General features: G+C 37.7%; 16 protein-coding genes. 6 read left to right on the forward strand and 10 right to left on the reverse strand.

Features of this window, described 5'->3' with window-relative positions:
• Positions 1 to 11 precede the first annotated feature (11 nt).
• Positions 12 to 776, reverse strand: a complete 765-nt coding sequence (dnaQ, locus tag H1X92_RS13335) for a DNA polymerase III subunit epsilon (protein ID WP_180560599.1) — start codon at positions 774 to 776, stop codon at positions 12 to 14.
• Between the two features lie 59 nt (positions 777 to 835).
• Here dnaQ and rnhA point away from each other — a divergent pair, with 59 nt between their 5' ends.
• The gene (gene rnhA / locus H1X92_RS13340) at positions 836 to 1,306 is read left to right on the forward strand and encodes a ribonuclease HI (protein ID WP_180560600.1); all 471 of its coding nucleotides are present in this window, start codon (positions 836 to 838) and stop codon (positions 1,304 to 1,306) included.
• Here rnhA and H1X92_RS13345 read toward each other — a convergent pair.
• Complete coding sequence (locus H1X92_RS13345; RefSeq protein WP_180560601.1) at positions 1,303 to 2,019, reverse strand: methyltransferase domain-containing protein; 717 nt, start codon at positions 2,017 to 2,019, stop codon at positions 1,303 to 1,305. The genes rnhA and H1X92_RS13345 overlap by 4 nt on opposite strands.
• Before the next feature lie 44 nt (positions 2,020 to 2,063).
• Here H1X92_RS13345 and gloB point away from each other — a divergent pair, with 44 nt between their 5' ends.
• Together gloB and mltD are read left to right on the forward strand one after the other, a co-directional pair.
• Positions 2,064 to 2,816: a hydroxyacylglutathione hydrolase gene (gloB, locus tag H1X92_RS13350; RefSeq protein WP_180560602.1), complete on the forward strand. Its 753-nt coding sequence runs from the start codon at positions 2,064 to 2,066 to the stop codon at positions 2,814 to 2,816.
• A gap of 90 nt (positions 2,817 to 2,906) precedes the next feature.
• Positions 2,907 to 4,271, forward strand: a complete 1,365-nt coding sequence (gene mltD, locus H1X92_RS13355; RefSeq protein ID WP_180560603.1) for a murein transglycosylase D — start codon at positions 2,907 to 2,909, stop codon at positions 4,269 to 4,271.
• Positions 4,272 to 4,372: 101 nt separating this feature from the next.
• On the opposite strand, the gene H1X92_RS13360 is transcribed toward mltD, so the two are convergent.
• A complete protein-coding gene (locus H1X92_RS13360) occupies positions 4,373 to 4,738 on the reverse strand; it encodes a ribonuclease G (protein ID WP_180560604.1) in 366 nt (121 codons plus the stop codon).
• Between the two features lie 306 nt (positions 4,739 to 5,044).
• Between H1X92_RS13360 and H1X92_RS13365 the strand changes: the two genes are divergently transcribed.
• Complete coding sequence (locus H1X92_RS13365) at positions 5,045 to 5,959, forward strand: two-partner secretion domain-containing protein (protein WP_180560605.1); 915 nt, start codon at positions 5,045 to 5,047, stop codon at positions 5,957 to 5,959.
• A gap of 128 nt (positions 5,960 to 6,087) precedes the next feature.
• On the opposite strand, the gene eno is transcribed toward H1X92_RS13365, so the two are convergent.
• From eno to dgt, 6 genes are all read right to left on the reverse strand, one after another.
• Positions 6,088 to 7,389 carry a phosphopyruvate hydratase gene (eno, locus tag H1X92_RS13370; protein ID WP_180560606.1) on the reverse strand — a complete coding sequence of 434 codons (1,302 nt, stop codon included), beginning with the start codon at positions 7,387 to 7,389 and terminating at the stop codon, positions 6,088 to 6,090.
• A 66-nt stretch (positions 7,390 to 7,455) separates the two neighbouring features.
• Positions 7,456 to 9,093, reverse strand: a complete 1,638-nt coding sequence (pyrG, locus tag H1X92_RS13375) for a glutamine hydrolyzing CTP synthase (protein WP_180560607.1) — start codon at positions 9,091 to 9,093, stop codon at positions 7,456 to 7,458.
• A gap of 224 nt (positions 9,094 to 9,317) precedes the next feature.
• Positions 9,318 to 10,109, reverse strand: coding sequence for a nucleoside triphosphate pyrophosphohydrolase (gene mazG / locus H1X92_RS13380; RefSeq protein WP_180560608.1), 792 nt, complete (start codon positions 10,107 to 10,109; stop codon positions 9,318 to 9,320).
• Positions 10,110 to 10,181: 72 nt separating this feature from the next.
• Positions 10,182 to 12,416 carry a GTP diphosphokinase gene (relA, locus tag H1X92_RS13385; protein WP_180560609.1) on the reverse strand — a complete coding sequence of 745 codons (2,235 nt, stop codon included), beginning with the start codon at positions 12,414 to 12,416 and terminating at the stop codon, positions 10,182 to 10,184.
• A gap of 13 nt (positions 12,417 to 12,429) precedes the next feature.
• Positions 12,430 to 13,770, reverse strand: a complete 1,341-nt coding sequence (rlmD, locus tag H1X92_RS13390; RefSeq protein WP_180560610.1) for a 23S rRNA (uracil(1939)-C(5))-methyltransferase RlmD — start codon at positions 13,768 to 13,770, stop codon at positions 12,430 to 12,432.
• A gap of 543 nt (positions 13,771 to 14,313) precedes the next feature.
• Entirely contained in the window at positions 14,314 to 15,840 is a 1,527-nt protein-coding gene (gene dgt / locus H1X92_RS13395) for a dGTPase (RefSeq protein WP_180560611.1), read from the reverse strand.
• 121 nt (positions 15,841 to 15,961) lie between these two features.
• On the opposite strand from dgt, the gene mtnN reads away from it, so the two are divergent.
• The gene (gene mtnN, locus H1X92_RS13400; RefSeq protein ID WP_180560612.1) at positions 15,962 to 16,675 is read left to right on the forward strand and encodes a 5'-methylthioadenosine/S-adenosylhomocysteine nucleosidase; all 714 of its coding nucleotides are present in this window, start codon (positions 15,962 to 15,964) and stop codon (positions 16,673 to 16,675) included.
• Positions 16,676 to 16,755: 80 nt separating this feature from the next.
• Here the strand turns inward: mtnN and erpA are convergent, their stop codons facing one another.
• Entirely contained in the window at positions 16,756 to 17,100 is a 345-nt protein-coding gene (erpA, locus tag H1X92_RS13405; RefSeq protein ID WP_180560613.1) for an iron-sulfur cluster insertion protein ErpA, read from the reverse strand.
• A 218-nt stretch (positions 17,101 to 17,318) separates the two neighbouring features.
• Between erpA and hemL the strand changes: the two genes are divergently transcribed.
• On the forward strand, positions 17,319 to 18,602 hold the full coding sequence (gene hemL / locus H1X92_RS13410) for a glutamate-1-semialdehyde 2,1-aminomutase (RefSeq protein WP_180560614.1): 1,284 nt from the start codon (positions 17,319 to 17,321) through the stop codon (positions 18,600 to 18,602).
• Positions 18,603 to 18,615: the final 13 nt, after the last annotated feature.

Consider the following 18,615-nt stretch of genomic DNA (forward strand, 5'->3'; position numbering starts at 1 on the left):
AGCAATAGTGGTTAATGTTTAACCTGCTCTTTTTCACTATTATTCGATCGCCAAAGCGAAATCCTGCCACTTTTCTTTTCAATCAAATCCAGTCGTTCCTCATGGGCAGCAATTTCTTCTGGATTTGCATAAATTATGCTTAATCCAGACGCCTCTCTCTTTATTCGTTTAATATCCCCTACATAAACCTCACTACCCGGCTCAGAATCAACTGAAAAAGCTAAAGAGGTTTGGCCTCCTGTCATTGCCATATAAACTTCGGCCAAGATCTCAGCATCGAGCAATGCGCCGTGTAAGGTACGCTTTGAGTTATCAATATGATAGCGATCACATAAAGCATCAAGATTATTCCGTTTTCCCGGAAACAACTTTCTGGCCAGCACCAAGCTATCTGTGATCTGACAAAAGTTGGCGGTTGGTGGAATATCTCTATTTAACTTAGAAAATTCATAGTCCATGAATCCAATATCAAAAGGGGCATTATGGATCACTAACTCAGCACCGCGAATAAAATCTAAAAATTCATCCGCTATTTCGGCAAATGTGGGTTTATCCTGTAAAAACTCATCACTAATACCATGAACTTCGAAAGCTTCAGGATCAACTAATCGTGTTGGTTTTATATAAACATGAAAATGACGGCCGGTCAGGCGGCGATTAATTACCTCTACCGCCCCAATTTCAATAATATTATGCCCTTCATAATGGATCCCTAGCTTATTCATACCAGTAGTTTCCGTATCAAGAACAATTTGTCGTGTAATCACTGTGCTCATAGTGCCTTTTTATGTCAGACTTAGGGTTATAAATCACCAATAAAATGAGTTTATCAGAAATGACGAAACAGGTAGAAATTTTCACCGATGGTTCTTGCTTAGGTAATCCAGGCCCAGGCGGCTATGGTATTTTACTCCGTTATCATAAACATGAAAAAACATTGAGCAAGGGCTATTTTCGTACCACCAATAATCGTATGGAGTTAATGGCTGCCATTATTGGTTTGGAAACGCTGAAGCACTCCTGCCAGGTTATTCTAACCACAGATAGTCAATATGTACGTAAAGGGATCACTCAATGGATACACAACTGGAAAAATCGCCAATGGCGACGTGCAGATAAATCGCCTGTTTTGAATGTTGATTTATGGCAACGATTAGACGCAGCAATTTCGCGACATCAGGTAGAATGGCACTGGGTTAAAGGCCATGCGGGTCATCCAGAAAATGAGCGATGCGATGAATTAGCAAGAAATGCAGCAAATTCTCCAACAGAAGAGGATAGCGGCTACCAGGCGGAGCAAAATTAATGACGTTTACGCCAACACTTAGCTATCCCAACTGTATTACCTATTTTCAGGCGGGTTCGCATAAGTTTTTTTGGTGTTGGCGTCAACGGTAACGTTCTTTTACGGGCAATGATAAGATTAATACAACCGGCAAATTGCAAATTTTTATTGATAAAATGGTTAGGACTTACCCAAGGTATCATTTGAAAACTTTGGTGATGCAGTACTTCGTAATTCAATAAGCTCAACCAATCAAGTTGACGCCAGGTTGAGAACATATGACTAAGGTAGGGTTGCCGCTTACGCAAAAAAGGAATACATTTCCCTATCCCTAACAAACTAAAGGGATTAAAATTAGATAAAATTAGCCAACCATCATCAACTAAAATTCTATCGGCTTCACGCAATAACCAATGTGGGTTATTAGTGTAAGATAGTTGCTGAATCAAAAGACAGGCATCAATCGATTTGTCCTCAAAAGGCATTTTATTAGGATCACCTAATAATTGAAAGTTGCTACCGGCAAGATTCATGCTAAATTGATGAGTAATCAGCGATGATTGAGTGTCAATTTGTAAACTCAATTGACCAATTTTTAACAAATGGAAACCAAATATTTTTGGCCACCATGGTTGTAGCTGCTGGTTCAATGCAATACGATAATACTCTCCCCATGGGATATCTTCCCAGGAGTCAGGCATTTTAGACAGTTGAGCAATACGAGCTGACTTCATTGTAATATCCTTCTAACCCATTAGCTATGAGGCATTATTATATTATGGAGCTTATCAGAATTCCTTCCCTAGTTGATAATTATATATGGCTATTAATCAATCAAGGTAATTGTATTATTGTTGACCCTGGTACCGCTAAGCCGGTACAGCAATTTTTACAACAAAATGCCATACAGCCAGTCGTTATTTTACTCACTCACCACCACCATGATCACGTCGATGGTGTCAAAGAATTACAAAGTTATTATCCAGAATTAGTCGTTTATGGCCCAATGGAAACCAGTAATAAAGGAACAACATGTGTTATAAAAGGTGGAGAGCAGCTAAACTTTGCTGGATTTTCATGGCAAATTTTAGCTGTGCCAGGACATACACTAGGACATGTTGCTTACTATCAAAAACCTTATCTATTTTGTGGTGATACCCTATTTTCTGGTGGTTGTGGACGTATATTTGAAGGTACAGTTGAACAAATGTATCACTCGATTGAAACCCTTAAAGCTTTACCTGATAAGACGTTAGTCTGTTGCGCACATGAGTACACCGCTGCCAATATGGCATTTGCCAGTTATTTATTACCCCATGATGAGGCGATAAAAGCCTTTACTTTAGCCGTCAATCAAAAACGAGCCCAAAAACAACCCACACTGCCATCACAACTTAAAGTTGAAAAAAAGATTAATATTTTCTTAAGATATGACGATCCAAATTTACAAAAAGTATTGGGATTTTCGCCTGCTACTGCTTCAAATTGTGATGTGTTTGCCAAAATTCGCAAACTAAAAGATCGCTTTTAAATTGATGGTTGTCATTAGCTAACGAGATCAGTATCATTGACCTCTTTATTAAGCAATTGAATAAATAACAGCCTAGGATAGGTTACATTAATGAAGACAAAAGCGATACTATTCGCCTCTGTTTTGCTTGTTGGCTGTCAAATGAACCCCAAAAAGCAAACACCAGATCCGTCTTCAGCCAATCAAGATATTGAAACCACCGCTTGGGAATCAACCTATTTAATAGAAAATGATTTGTGGGGTTATATTAGTAATGAGCTGAAAATGGATATTCCTGCTAATGCCAGGATCGCAAATCAAATCAAATCTTATTTAGCCAAAAAAAGCTATCTGCAGAATGTGACATTACGCGCAGAGCCTTACATGTACTGGATTGTTGAAAAAATTGATCAGCGTAACTTGCCAATGGAGCTGGCCTTAGTTCCTATTGTGGAAAGCGCTTTTAATCCCCATGCAACCTCTCAGGCACAGGCAACAGGATTATGGCAGATTATTCCATTGACCGGTCAATCCTATGGATTAAAACAAAATAAATGGGTTGATGAACGCAGAGATGTCGCTGCCTCTACTACTGCAGCGCTAAATTTACTTCAACGTTTAAATAATTTATTCGACGGTGATTGGCCTTTAACCTTGGCTGCTTATAATTGTGGTGAAGGCTGCGTACTTAATGCCATTAAGAAAAATGAAACCCTTGGATTACCTACAGATTATTGGTCGTTATCATTACCTAAAGAAACCATGAACTATGTGCCAAAAATTTTGGCTCTCAGTGATATATTACGCAACAGCGATCAATATACATTGCCATTACCAACGACCAATAAAAATAATGCGCTTACCCAAGTGAATATCGGTGAACAAATTACTTTACCGCAAGCAGCTAGACTTTCTGGGCTGTCGTTAACCACACTTAAAGCCTATAATCCTAATTTAAAGCATAATATAACCCCACCCACCGGCCCCTACACTATTATGCTACCAACCGATAAAGCTGAGCTGCTTAAAGATGCGCTTTCTGATCAAGATGTATTGAACAGTATTCGTCTTGCAGTTGCCAAAAATAATAAACAGCTATTAGCTAAACAACTTGCTATCAGTAGTTATAAAGTTAAACGCGGTGATTCCTTATCGACTATCGCCAAACGTTTTAACATGACAACCGATAAACTTAAGTCACTAAATGGTATGAAAACAGCCAACTTGCGGATTGGGCAAACTTTAAAAATTAGCGGCAAACATAGTTATCGTACAGCAACTATGATTGCTAAAAATAGCACTTCCCTAGGCAAGAAAGGTAAAGTTAATATCAAGACCTACAAAGTCCGTCAAGGGGATTCCTACTATAGTATTGCTAAACGTCATGGTATCGATCTTAAGGATCTTATGAATTGGAATTCTGGCGTTAAAATAGCAGATTTAAAACCGGGGATAACATTAACTATTCACCTCTAATAATATTATGGAAAAATAACCCTTCTATTGAAAGGTTATTTTTCCTCATTAATAAAAATTGACAATTATTTCTTTTTATTATTAGGCATTGAGATAATAATCTATCCCGCCTGAACATGTCCGTAATCGGGACTAGTAAAATAAAAAATAGCAAATACTGAAAAAAATAAAAAATAGAGAATAATAAAAATCAGACTAATAATAAATGCAGCCAATCCAGCTCTATTCCAAGTATCCTGTACCACTTTAAACGTTCTTACATCATTATAGTTACCATTACACCATGCCCATTCATTCCCTTTAAAACCACATACAAACATCCAAATAAAATTAAATAGTGGAATAATACAAAGAAGTGGCCAATAAGTTCGATTACCAAACCCCCAAAAAATACTGAACATAAAAGCGCCCCAATTCCACCCTTTAACTTCTTCTGGCATCATTTTTTTCTGGATTTGATTTTCCATAATTAGCTCCTAAAATCACAAGTAAAAAGCAACTGAAATATAGACGATTTCAATATCAAAGCAAATTTTCTTTTTTATTGTATTTAATATTTATTATAAATAAAAAAATAAATAGCTATTTAATCAACTTAAAAAAATAAAATATTAGTTCATAAAATCATATTTATAATTAAAAATAATTTGACATTAATTATCTAAAGCAATTTTAAATAAGATTATTGGTAAAATCAAAATCTAGAATTTCATATATAATAAACCTGACATAAATTTTTTATCATAAATATATTAATGTTAAAAGGAGTTATAATGGACTATTACTCAATTTTATCCAAATTAAGTTTAAATTTTATATTATTTATTTTAATTAGTTTTAATAAATTTATTTATGCTGATACTTCTACTGTTGAAATTGCTAAACCACTGGAAAATGGAATTTCATATAATACTTTTTCTGAACTGCCTTTTAGTCAAAATAGCATTACCTTTAATAACGATATTCTGTCAAATCCAAAACTGGATAACACAGCGGCTATGATTATTATCGCAGAAATTACTAGTAATAAACACTCTAATCTACAAGGCTCAATCGGTATTAAAGGAACTATTGCTGATCTGATTATTGCCAATCCTAACGGGATCAGTTGGAAAAATGGTAAAACAGACAATGTCAAAAATCTGTCGCTTATCGCAGGTAAATTGGAAATCCCAGCGGAGAAAACGTTACAACAGCTGAAGAGTTTAAAATTCATTACCACAATAGGTAGCAGGATTAATTTAACTGATGATAGAGAAAATGCTTTGCCCATTAATAATCTGGTGAATATTGAGGCTAAAATAAATGTTGCTAAACTCAATCTTGTCGCCGATAAAATTACCATCAATGATAACATTACTCTTAACGCTGGACAGCAACATTTCCTTGCCGCAACTGGCGCGATTTCCTATAGCCTTCAGCAAGCTAATATTAAACTTAAGCACCTAATCAAACCGGATACTCATTTAACTTATTTACACCATAGTCAGTTTAAACTTGACCAACAAGCTATTGTCAAAGGACAAAATATTTTTCTGGAAAGCCATCCTTATCAATGTAGTAATAGTTATTCATGCAAAAATAATAATATTCAATTAAACGGTACGCTCATCGCGCAAAATTTTTCTCTACGTGGTGATAGTCTATTTGAAAATTCTGGATTGCTAATTTTTGGCCGGCAACCATAATAAATTGAAAACATCAATAAACCTTTGCCCTTATTAAACCATAACGACATCCAAAGGATAATTAATAAAAAGGCGAGATAACAATAAGTCTCTCGCCTTTAGTATCTGTTGAATCAACAACGGTAAACTTAAGCCTGGCCTTTCACTTCTTTTAGACCATTAAAAGGAACTTTTTCACCTAATGCTTCTTCAATACGAATTAATTGGTTATATTTAGCTACCCGATCAGAACGGCTCATAGAACCTGTTTTGATCTGACCCGCTGCTGTTCCTACTGCCAAATCTGCAATTGTCGCGTCTTCAGTTTCACCTGAGCGATGTGAGATAACCGCCGTGTAACCCGCATCTTTCGCCATCTTAATTGCCGCTAAAGTTTCGGTTAAGGTACCAATCTGATTGAATTTAATCAAAATGGAATTAGCAATACCTTTTTCGATACCTTCTCGCAAGATCTTGGTATTAGTAACAAATAAATCATCACCCACTAACTGAATTTTGTCACCCAACACTTTAGTCTGATAGGCAAAACCATCCCAATCTGACTCATTAAGCCCATCTTCAATAGAAACGATAGGATATTGTTTGGTTAATTCTTCCAGATAATGAGTAAACTCTTGTGAAGTAAAAGTTTTACCTTCACCTTTCAGCTCATAATTACCGGTTTCCTGGTTGTAGAATTCTGAGGCAGCGCAATCCATGGCTAAGGTAATATCTTTACCTAACACATAGCCTGCTGCTTCAACGGCTTCTTTAATTGCGGCTAAAGCGGCAGCATTAGATTCTAAATTTGGCGCATAACCACCTTCATCTCCCACCGCGGTATTCATGCCTTTGGCTTTTAATACTTTTGCCAGGTGATGAAAAACTTCTGAACCCATCCGGACTGCTTCTTTCAAGCTTTTTGCGCCGACTGGCTGGATCATAAACTCTTGAATATCTACATTGTTATCTGCATGTTCGCCACCATTGATAATATTCATCATCGGTAAGGGCATAGAGAATTTACCCGGCGTGCCATTCAATTCAGCAATATGCTCATATAAAGGCATGCCTTTTGCCGCCGCTGCCGCTTTAGCATTAGCCAGTGAAACGGCTAAAATCGCATTAGCACCGAATTTAGATTTATTTTCTGTACCATCTAAGTCGATCATGATTTTATCGATATTAGCCTGATCTTTGGCATCTTGGCCGATCAACGCATCAGCAATCGGGCCATTCACTGCGGCAACTGCTTTCAGGACACCTTTACCTAAAAAGCGAGCTTTATCACCATCACGTAGTTCCAATGCTTCTCGTGAACCGGTCGATGCACCAGAGGGTGCCGCTGCTAAACCAACAAATCCCCCTTCTAAATGAACCTCTGCTTCAACAGTCGGATTACCACGGGAGTCGATGATTTCACGCCCGATGACTTTAACGATTTTGGACATTAAATTTTCCTCAGTACAAGTTAAATTTCAGCCAATGGTAACAAATTAATACCATTAACCCATATCTCATTTCAGCTGGCCTTGCTGATATTCCTTCGCAGCTTTGATAAAACCAGCAAATAAAGGATGACCATCCCTTGGTGTCGAAGTAAATTCAGGATGAAACTGACAAGCTACAAACCAAGGATGGTTAGGATCCTCAATAATTTCCACCAGCTTATTGTCCGCCGAGCGTCCTGCAATACATAAACCCGCTTCTTCAATCCGCGCTAAAAGCATATTATTGACTTCAAAACGGTGGCGATGCCGTTCCATAATTGTGTCGCTATTGTATAACTCACGGACTTTACTGCCTTTCACTAAATGGCATAATTGACCACCTACTCGCATCGTACCGCCAAGATCACTCTTCTCATTGCGAACTTTAATATTACCACTGTCATCAGACCATTCCGTAATTAAAGCAACAACTGGATAGGGACAATCTGGCGCAAATTCTGTCGAGTTTGCCCCTGCCATACCGGCAACATGACGAGCATATTCAATCAGGGCAACCTGCATTCCCAGGCAAATACCCAAATAAGGAATATTATTTTCCCGTGCGTAACGTGCTGCCATAATTTTTCCTTCGACACCCCGTTCACCAAAACCACCTGGAACTAGGATAGCATCAAGTCCTTTTAGTAGCTCGCTACCACGCGCTTCAATATCTTCCGAATCAATCAGTTTAATATTTACTGTTAAACGATTTTTTAAACCGCCATGTTTTAACGCTTCAATAACCGATTTATAAGCATCAGGTAACTCTATATATTTACCTACCATGCCAATAGTTACCTTACCTACCGGGTTGGCTTGCGCATCAATAACCTGTTCCCATTCAGACAAATCAGCGGCTGGGCATGCAAGTTCAAATTTCTCACAAATATAATCATCTAACTGCTGAGATTTCAATAATGCAGGAATTTTATAAATTGAATCAACATCCTCTAATGAAATCACCGCTTTTTCCGGTACATTGCAGAAAAGCGCAATTTTTGCCCGTTCATTTACAGGAATAACCCGATCAGAACGGCAAATTAACACGTCCGGCTGAATACCAATAGAAAGAAGTTCTTTTACCGAATGTTGCGTCGGTTTGGTTTTAACTTCACCCGCAGCAGGTAAATAAGGGACTAAAGTAAGATGCAAGAAAAGGGTGTGTTTACGACCAACATCAACAGCTAATTGGCGAATCGCTTCCAAAAAAGGTAAAGATTCAATATCGCCCACTGTACCACCAACTTCAACCAAAACGATATCATGACCTTCTCCGCCACGAATAATCCGATTTTTGATCTCATCGGTAATATGAGGAATAACTTGAATGGTTTCGCCTAAATAATCACCACGACGCTCTTTACGTAACACTTCAGAGTATACGCGACCGGTGGTGAAATTATTACGGCGTGTCATTTTAGTACGAATAAAACGTTCATAATGCCCTAGGTCAAGATCAGTTTCTGCACCATCTTCAGTAACAAAAACTTCTCCATGTTGGATTGGGCTCATCGTGCCTGGATCAACATTAATATAAGGATCCAGTTTCATAATGGTAACATTCAGTCCACGGGCTTCAAGTATAGCAGCCAAAGAGGCTGCGGCAATGCCTTTGCCCAGAGAGGAAACTACCCCGCCGGTTACAAAAATATAATTTGTTTTCATGCTGAACCTGAAAATTTAGGTGTAAAAGACGATGAATATAACAGGACGGGAAAGCAGTATACCCTAACCTTAAATCTGCTACAAATGTTCTTAGCCTATTAAGGTTAATTTTCATCAATAATCTTTTAATATCAAGAATTAACTTTGGTCAATTCCCTGCAACAAATAGCTGCTCGATTATAACATTCTAACTAATATTTAATCCATTCAGCTAAAAACAGGAATCACTCTTTTTTAATTTGCTGCCAAAGTTTTTCCATTTCATCTAGTGTAGCATTTTCTAATGAACTGCCTTTGTTTAAGATCAGTTTTTCTACTTGACGAAAGCGGCGTTCAAATTTATGACACGCTTTCTGTAATGCTAATTCTGGCTCATGGCCAAGATGGCGCGATAAATTAACCACTGCAAAAAGTAAATCACCAATTTCTTCTTCAATACGCGACTGTATCGGTGCAGGCTTATTAATTTCTGCCAAAACTTCTTCAATTTCTTCATGCACTTTGGCTAATACTGGTGCAAATTCTTTCCAATCAAAACCCACAGCTGCACAGCGTTTTTGCATTTTATTAGCCTTCATTAATGCCGGCAGTACTGGTGGAATATCATCCAAAACGGAATGCTGGTTTTTTGCTGCTCGTTCTTTAACTTTATTTTTTTCCCAATCATAGTTTGCTTTATCGCTATTTACGCGTGATTGCCCAGCAAAAATATGGGGATGACGTGATATTAACTTTTGATTAACAACTTGGCAGATTTCATTAAAATCAAATAATGCTTGTTCTTTTGCCATTTGAGCATAAAAGACAATATGAAACAGTAAATCACCCAATTCTTCTTTTAAAGCAGCAAAATCCTGTTGTTCAATCGCATCAAGAACTTCATAAGTTTCCTCCAGCGTATAAGGCGCTATTGTGGCAAAAGATTGCACTTTATCCCATGCACAACCATGCTCAGGATCACGTAACTGAGTCATAATCAATAACAATCGTTCTATTGTACCTGAGTCCGTTTGCATGTAATTTCCATCCAAAGTTAATAAAGATCAAAAACCAATTAACGCACTGCTTGCTAAAACATGAGGTAATAATTACGACTTAATATGACGTTTTGCCTCGAATACATCAGGAAGTTGATTCAATTTCGCCAAAATACGACCTAAAACAGGTAAATTATAGATTTCAATATTCATATCAATCGTGGCCAATTGTTGTTTAATATCACTACGACTACTAACACTTAAAACATTTACTTTTTCATTAGCAAGGACAGTCGTGATATCTCTTAATAATCCACTCCGATCATTAGCAAGAATTCGCAGGCCTAATGAATAACCACTTGAGTAGTTTTCTCCCCAAATAGCATCGACTATTCTTTCTGGAGCGTGCAATTGTAGCTCAATCAGTTGCTCACAATCGATACGATGGATAGAAATACCTCGACCTTTGGTAATAAAACCAACAATATCATCACCAGGAATTGGCTGACAGCAACGAGCAATGTGGTGCATCAAGTTGCCAACACCTTCTACAACAATGCTACCACTATCCTTTACTGGCAAGCGGTTAGCAGATATTTTATCTTCCAACGTCTTTAAAGCGGCGCGATCGGCTTCTTCGGCAGTCGTTTGGCTAAATTTATTCTGTAAAAAATTTACCAGTTGATTAATACGAATATCACCAACGCCAATACCAGCGAGAATTTCATCCAACGAGTTAACGTTGTAGCGCGTTAATAACAACTTTTCAGCCTCTTTTAAACTTACCGCTAAATGATTAAGTTCGTTATCTAATATTTGCCTTCCTGCCTGGATATTTTTATCACGATCCTGCTTACGAAACCAATTGTGGATCTTAGCGCGACCACGACTTGTCGTAATGTAACCTAAATTTGGATTGAGCCAGTCACGGCTAGGGTTTGGATACTTTTGCGTGATAATTTCAACTTGATCTCCCATCTGTAAGTGATAGCTAAAAGGCACAATTCGGCCGCTGACCTTAGCGCCAATACAGCGATGGCCAACATCACTATGAATGTGGTAGGCAAAATCAAGTGGGGTTGAACCAGCAGGCAAATCAATAACATCACCTTTAGGAGTAAAAACATAGACGCGATCATCAAAAACCTGGCTACGAACTTCATCAAGCATTTCCCCTGAATCAGCCATCTCTTCCTGCCAGGCTATCAATTTTCTCAACCAGACAATACGATTTTCATAGCTACTCTCTTTGCCCGTTATTACTGCTCCTTCTTTATATTTCCAATGAGCAGCAATACCTAATTCTGCATCTTCGTGCATTTGTCGAGTCCGAATTTGTATTTCAATCGTTTTACCGTTTGGCCCTAATACCACAGTATGAATGGATTGATAACCATTTGGTTTTGGATTAGCAACATAATCATCAAATTCATCAGGTAAATGACGAAAATGGGTATGCACAATACCTAATGCAGCGTAACAGTCTTGCAAACGTTCAACGACAATCCGCACAGCGCGAACATCAAAAAGTTCATCAAAAGTCAGATATTTTTTTTGCATCTTTCGCCAGATGCTATATATATGCTTTGGACGGCCATAAATTTCTGCTGTAATGCTTTCCTGTAACATAAAGTGTCGCAGTGACGAAACAAAATCATCAATATATCGTTCACGATCAATACGTCGTTCATGGAGTAATTCAGCAATCTTTTTATATTCATCCGGGTGTAAATAATGAAAACAGAAATCTTCTAGCTCCCATTTCAATTGCCCAATGCCTAAACGGTTGGCCAAAGGAGCATATATATTTAAGCACTCTTTTGCTGCTAGGACTCTTTCATCTTCAGAGCGATCCCTTACCTCACGTAAATAGGCAATGCGTTCTGCTATCTTAATCACCACGCAACGAAAATCTTCCACCATGGCGAGTAACAATCGGCGAATATTATCTACCTGGCTAGAACTCTTGTCGCCTAATTGGTTAGCATTCAACTGGCGAATGGCGTCCATCTCCATCACACCTTTAACTAAAGCGTGAATGGATTTACCAAACTCAATATTAATAATTTCCTCATTGACAATTTTGGCATCAACTAGTGGAAATAGCATTGCTGCGCGCAGACTATCGAGATCCATACTTAATGTTGACAGGATTTCTCCCATCTCGATCCCACGCCAAAGTAATAATTGACTATTTTCATAGTGCTGAACTTTGCTAAAGCAGTAATGCCAAAGTTCAATTAACTTTTTTTCTGAGTCATTGTTGCTAAGTTTGAGACTAGCAACCCATTTATCAACGGCAAATTCACCTGCAGATGTCAAATGAGCGCTTCTAATTGCAACCATAATCTTTCCTTGCCTATTTGCTTGAATCGCGACAAAAAAGTGCCATAGACTCAAGATGACTAGTATGCGGGAACATATCTAACATCCTGACACTTATAAGTTGATAACCGGCCGTAAGTAATTGTTTACTATCTTTTACTAATGTCGTTAGGTTGCAGGAGATATAGACAACCCGTTCTGGCTTAAATTTGATAATATGTGGCATTACGCCTATAGCCCCAGCACGGGCAGGATCTAATAAAATTTTGTTAAAACCCATTTTTGCCCAAGGGTGGCAATCTATGTCACACTCAAGATCAGCTTGATAAAACTCATCATTAGTTAATCGATTTAAACTAGCGTTATAACGCCCTTGCGCTACCAATTCAGCAACGCCTTCAACACCAACAACAGAATGAACATGACGTGCGATGGGCAAGGTAAAATTACCCATGCCACAAAATAGATCCAACACCCTATCTTTCGGCTCAAGCGCCAACCAATCCAACGCTTGAGCAACCATTTTTTTATTGATTTCGGGGTTTACTTGAATAAAATTTTGCGGATCAAATGTCAATTTCATATTCTCAATAGAATAATAAGGATCACTATCATTACTTGCTGAACTAACAAGTTTAAGCCGATTAGCACTATTGTCGACCAAATAAACATTGAGATCATAGCTTCTGGCAAAAGCAGTTAATAACATTTTATCATCAGTAACTAACGGTTTAAGATGACGTAAGATAACACTTACACCGTTATCCGCATTAACAAGCTCAACATGTCCTAAGTGTTTAACTGCTGCCAATTTGTTTAAACAGTCAGCAACAGGCAGTAATAATTTTTCTAGTTCTGGTTGTAATACAGGACACATTTTCAGTTCTACCAACACATTTGATTGGCTTTGGCGAAATCCCATTTGTAAACGACGTTCTGACTGTTGGTAGTGGAGACCAAACCGCGCTCTACGGCGATATCCATACTCAATGCCTGCGATAACCGGCAATGATTTTACCGTTCTTCCCGTTGCTCCTTGAAATAAATATTCTAATATACTGGCTTTAGCCGCACGTTGAAGAGTTGGCGTCACATGTTGTTGTTGACAACCGCCACAGATGCCAAAATGACGACAAAGCGGCACCACCCGCTCAAGACTATCAGTCAATCGTTTGCTTACTTTTGCCTTGGCAAATTGTCTTTTATCTTCCGTAAGTTGAATTTGTGCTTGCTCACCTGGAAGTAAATTAGTAATGAAAATTGTTTTTCCTTGATAATGCGCGACACCTTGGCCCTGAGCGTCAAGACTTTCAGCTATTACTGTCAAATTATCGGGCTTAACTTTACGCTGCCTGGAAGAATAAAATTGTACCATATCATTAAGGTGTAAAATTTTGTTAGTCTATTAATTAAAGAAACTGCCATCTCATATATTGAGGAAAATTAAATTTACTTTATTCATTTTCTCAATGAGAGATGAAGAATAGTATCACATATCAAAGCAATTGATGTAAATTATCTACCATTAAATGTTAGTTGTTTGTAATTTAAAGGAATAAAACAATAGATATTTTTATTTTTGTAAAAAAATAAAAATTAAAAACAAGGCAACAAATTCTCCAAAAAAATAAACCACGATAATATTGTCAAATAATGTTATAACTTTATAACATAATAAAGTTTATTTAAATTTCAATTTCTAATTTATGTTATAACTAATTTAATAATAATTTTTAATAATTAATATTATCAAAATCACTTTGATTAGATAAATAGAAAAATTTAAATGACGATTATCTTCAAACTCAAAACGTTTTTCTCTTAACAAATTTTAGATGTATATTTAATTAATAGACATAGTCTAAAGCATTACTCAAAATATTTCCCAATATGTATTCAAGCAATGCTTATTTTGATTTTAATTTTTCACCGTAAATTTTCGATATTCCTGATAAGCGTAATGATCAGTCATACCACTAATATAGTCTTGTATAAGACGAGCTCGATAATAAAATTCTAATATATCTTTTTCTATCTCATCATTTGTACAAATTCCTTCAATCGCTTCTCCATAAGCCAAACAATGTTTAGTTGATAATTTATGCAATAGGCGGGTTTCGATGAAATATTTCTTATGATATCTATCTTGATAAAGCTGAGTAAAATCGGCGCGTGGCATTAATAATAAAGGACGATAGAAATTTAGTAAGCCACTAATTATTCGATAACCTTGTAATTCTAATTGTTCAACTTCGTGATGAGTAAATACATATTTATAGGCAACACCTTTCAATACCTCCAATAGATGATGTTCATCACTTTTATCTTCTAATAAGGCACTATTAAAACTTCCAGCATAAATTTCAGCTAAATGTTTAATAAAACGATGGGCACTATAGGATGCCAATTTACTAATAATATTAACTCTAAGATACATAAAAAATTGATCTTGCTTGCTACGCCTAGTTTCATTGTGATTAATACTTTTATAAGCTTTTTCTACCGTCTGTTCAAATAAGTCACCTTTTGCTTTTTTACCTGTTTCCAACCAACCTTGCCGTAAATATTCCAACAATTGATCAACACTAAAAATACCTTTTTCGACCGCATCATCTAAATCGGCAATGCAGTAAGAGATATCATCTGCCGCTTCCATTATGTAACAAAGCGGGAAACGACAATATGGCTCCATATCCAATTGACGGTACAACTCTTTAATAAAACTATCTTCCGACCAAAAATAACCCGGTTTTTTGGTTAAATAATCAAAATTTTTAGGAATTTCATCCAGTTGATAAGCACCTTGGGTATATTTTAAAATTGATCCAATTTGGGCATAAGTCAGGTTCAATTTTAATAATTGATGGATCATCCTAAGTCCCTGGGCATTACCTTCAAATTGACAGAGATCTTTACGCAATTGGCTACGAAGCAAATCCTTGTTAGGTTCATTTTTTAACTGAAGAAAATTAATCTGGCACTGATCATTAGCCTTTGATTTAGTAGAAATAAATTCCGCGTCAAGTAATGTTGAAAACCAGCTCTTAATGGCTGCTTCACCAAAATGGCCAAAAGGTGGGTTACCAATATCATGCATCAAACACGCCATTTCAATCAAACTTTCAAACGCATCAACTCGCTCAGACAGACCATAAGTTGCCAGCAATTTCTTCTTTTTTAATTGACTGATTACGGTCTTTGAAATAAAACGACCAATTTGCTGCACTTCTAATGAATGGGTTAAACGACTGCGAACCGCAGCATTTTGTTCTAAAGGAAAGACTTGCGTCTTCTGTTGTAATCGACGTATGGCTGCAGAATTAATAATGCGTCCCCGATCGCTTTCAAATTGACGATTAACTTGTTCCTCATTCTTGGTATCAACATTGTAATCACTATATTTACGCAGAAAATTGAGCTTTTGCCTAAAATCAATCTTGGACATTTCCCCTCCTGATGATGAAATATCCCCAACTAATGGACAGAGTTAACTTTTTTTTGTGTTCAATGTTAAAATGGCACGGATCTGACAACATGTCTAATTAATCAACGGTGAGTATGACACAATGAAAGTTGCGATAATAGGTGCAATGGAGCAAGAAGTGGCATTATTGCGTGAGCAAATTGATGCTCAGTCTACATTTTCACGGGGTGGCTGCGAAATCTATTGCGGAAAATTTGATGATCTTGATATCGCATTATTAAAATCAGGCATTGGTAAAGTTTCGGCGGCAATAGGAACAACCTTACTAATAGAACATTTTGCGCCTGAATTTATTATTAATACTGGCTCCGCCGGCGGGTTAGTACCTACTTTGCAGGTTGGTGATATCGTGGTCTCCAGCCAGGTTTGCTATCATGATGTCAATGTCACTGCCTTTGGTTACCAACCTGGCCAAATGGCACAATGTCCGGCCTCATTTAATGCGAATAAAAAATTGATAACGCTGGCCGAAAAATGTATTGAAAAATTGGATTTACATGCGGTTTGCGGTTTGGTTTGTAGCGGTGATAGCTTTATTAATGGTGCTAAAGAGCTAACCTATATTCGCCAAACTTTCCCTGAGGCCATCGCAGTTGAAATGGAAGGGGCTGCAATTGGTCATGTATGTCATCAATTTGGTATCCCATTCGTTGTTGTACGTGCAATTTCTGATGTCGCTGATAAAGAGTCTCATCTCTCTTTTGAGGAATTTTTACCCGTCGCAGCTCGTCAATCAAGCCTAATGGTGCAAGCAATGTTAGCCAATTTAGCTAACTTAAGCCAAAGCAGTAAATGAGCGATTAACAACCTTTTCGGCATGTTAAAATAGCACCTTCATACTAAGGGTTATCAATTACCCTTAGTAAGGTTAAGCGATTAAATACTAAATGAAGAACCACAACCACACGTTGTTTTCGCATTTGGATTAGTAACCACAAACCGTGACCCTTCTAATCCTTCAATATAATTAACACAACCACCAACCAAATACTGTAAACTCATCGGATCAACGATTAATTCCACGCCTTGCTTTTCAATCGTTAAATCCCCTTCATTCATTTTATCATCAAAGGTAAAACCATATTGAAAACCACTACAGCCTCCACCAGTAATATAGACGCGCAAACGCAAATTGGGATTTTCTTCATCCGCAATCAGCGCTTTAACTTTATTTGCTGCAGCATCAGTAAACTGTATAGGCAATGCAGTATCATTACTCATTTCTAACTCCAGGCCGACATGCCAATCAATAGACGCAGGAAGCATCAATACTTCACTGGACAAGGGATAATTATCTAACAGCCGGCCAATTGATTCAAGATCCAGCCTAAATTAACTGATTTTAAAAAATTCCCACTAAATTTGCTATTTGGTTTACTAGCAATACTGCTTTAAGATATGGCAAAAATTTCTGCTGGACAAATGCTTGGAGTTATTTAATGAGTCAATCTGAAACACTTTACCTAAAAGCTAAAAAATTTATTCCTGGCGGTGTCAATTCGCCCGTACGAGCGTTTAATGGTGTTGGCGGTTATCCATTATTTATTCAGCGAGCTAACGGCGCTTATATTTATGATGTTGATGGTAAGGCTTATATTGATTACGTCGGTTCCTGGGGACCGATGATTTTAGGTCATAATCACCCTGTAATTAAGCAAGCAGTCATCCAAGCAGCAGAAAATGGTCTGAGTTTTGGTGCCCCTACCGCCATTGAAGTAGAGATGGCAGAAATTATTAATCAACTTATTCCATCCATCGAAATGGTACGTATGGTAAATTCAGGCACAGAAGCCACGATGAGTGCCATAAGACTCGCTCGCGGCTATACAGGGCGAGATAAAATTATTAAATTTGAAGGCTGCTATCATGGACATGCCGACTGCCTATTAGTTAAAGCGGGCTCAGGTGCTCTAACCATCGGTCAACCTAATTCTCCTGGCGTCCCTGCGGATGTTGCCAAACATACGCTTACCTGTACATTTAATGATTTAGATTCTGTACGGCAAACTTTTGCCCAATATCCGCAAGAAATCGCTTGTATCATTGTTGAGCCAGTAGCAGGTAATATGAATTGTATTCTACCGGAGGCTGAATTCTTGCCCGGCCTGCGTACCTTATGCGATCAATTTGGCGCGTTACTGATTATCGACGAAGTCATGACCGGCTTTCGAGTAGCCTTAGGTGCCGCGCAAGCACATTATCAAGTTAAACCTGATTTGACCTGTTTAGGCAAAATAATTGGTGGTGGCATGCCTGTTGGCGCATTCGGTGGCCGCCGCGAACTGATGGAAAAACTCGCACCAATAGGGCCAATTTATCAAGCTGGCACATTATCAGGCAACCCATTAGCCATGGCAGCAGGCCTAGCTTGCCTAACTGAAGTCGCTAAACCCAATACCCATAAACGCTTAACAGAGCTGACGACACAACTGGCAAACGGTTTACAAGAAAAAGCGCAACAAGCGGGGATCCCATTGATAATTAATCATGTTGGCGGCATGTTTGGTCTATTTTTTACAACTGCACCACAAGTTAATTGCTACCAAGATGTTATGCAATGTGATATTGAGAAATTTAAGCAATTCTTTCATTTAATGTTAGACGAAGGCGTTTATTTAGCCCCTTCAGCATTTGAGGCCGGTTTCATGTCCGTTGCGCATAGTCATGAAGATATTGAGCGCACAATCAAAGCAGCAAAAAATGCGTTTAACAAGATGCAATAATTATTATTAAAGC

It is taken from the genome of Arsenophonus endosymbiont of Apis mellifera (assembly GCF_903968575.1).
Classification (GTDB): domain Bacteria; phylum Pseudomonadota; class Gammaproteobacteria; order Enterobacterales; family Enterobacteriaceae; genus Arsenophonus; species Arsenophonus apicola.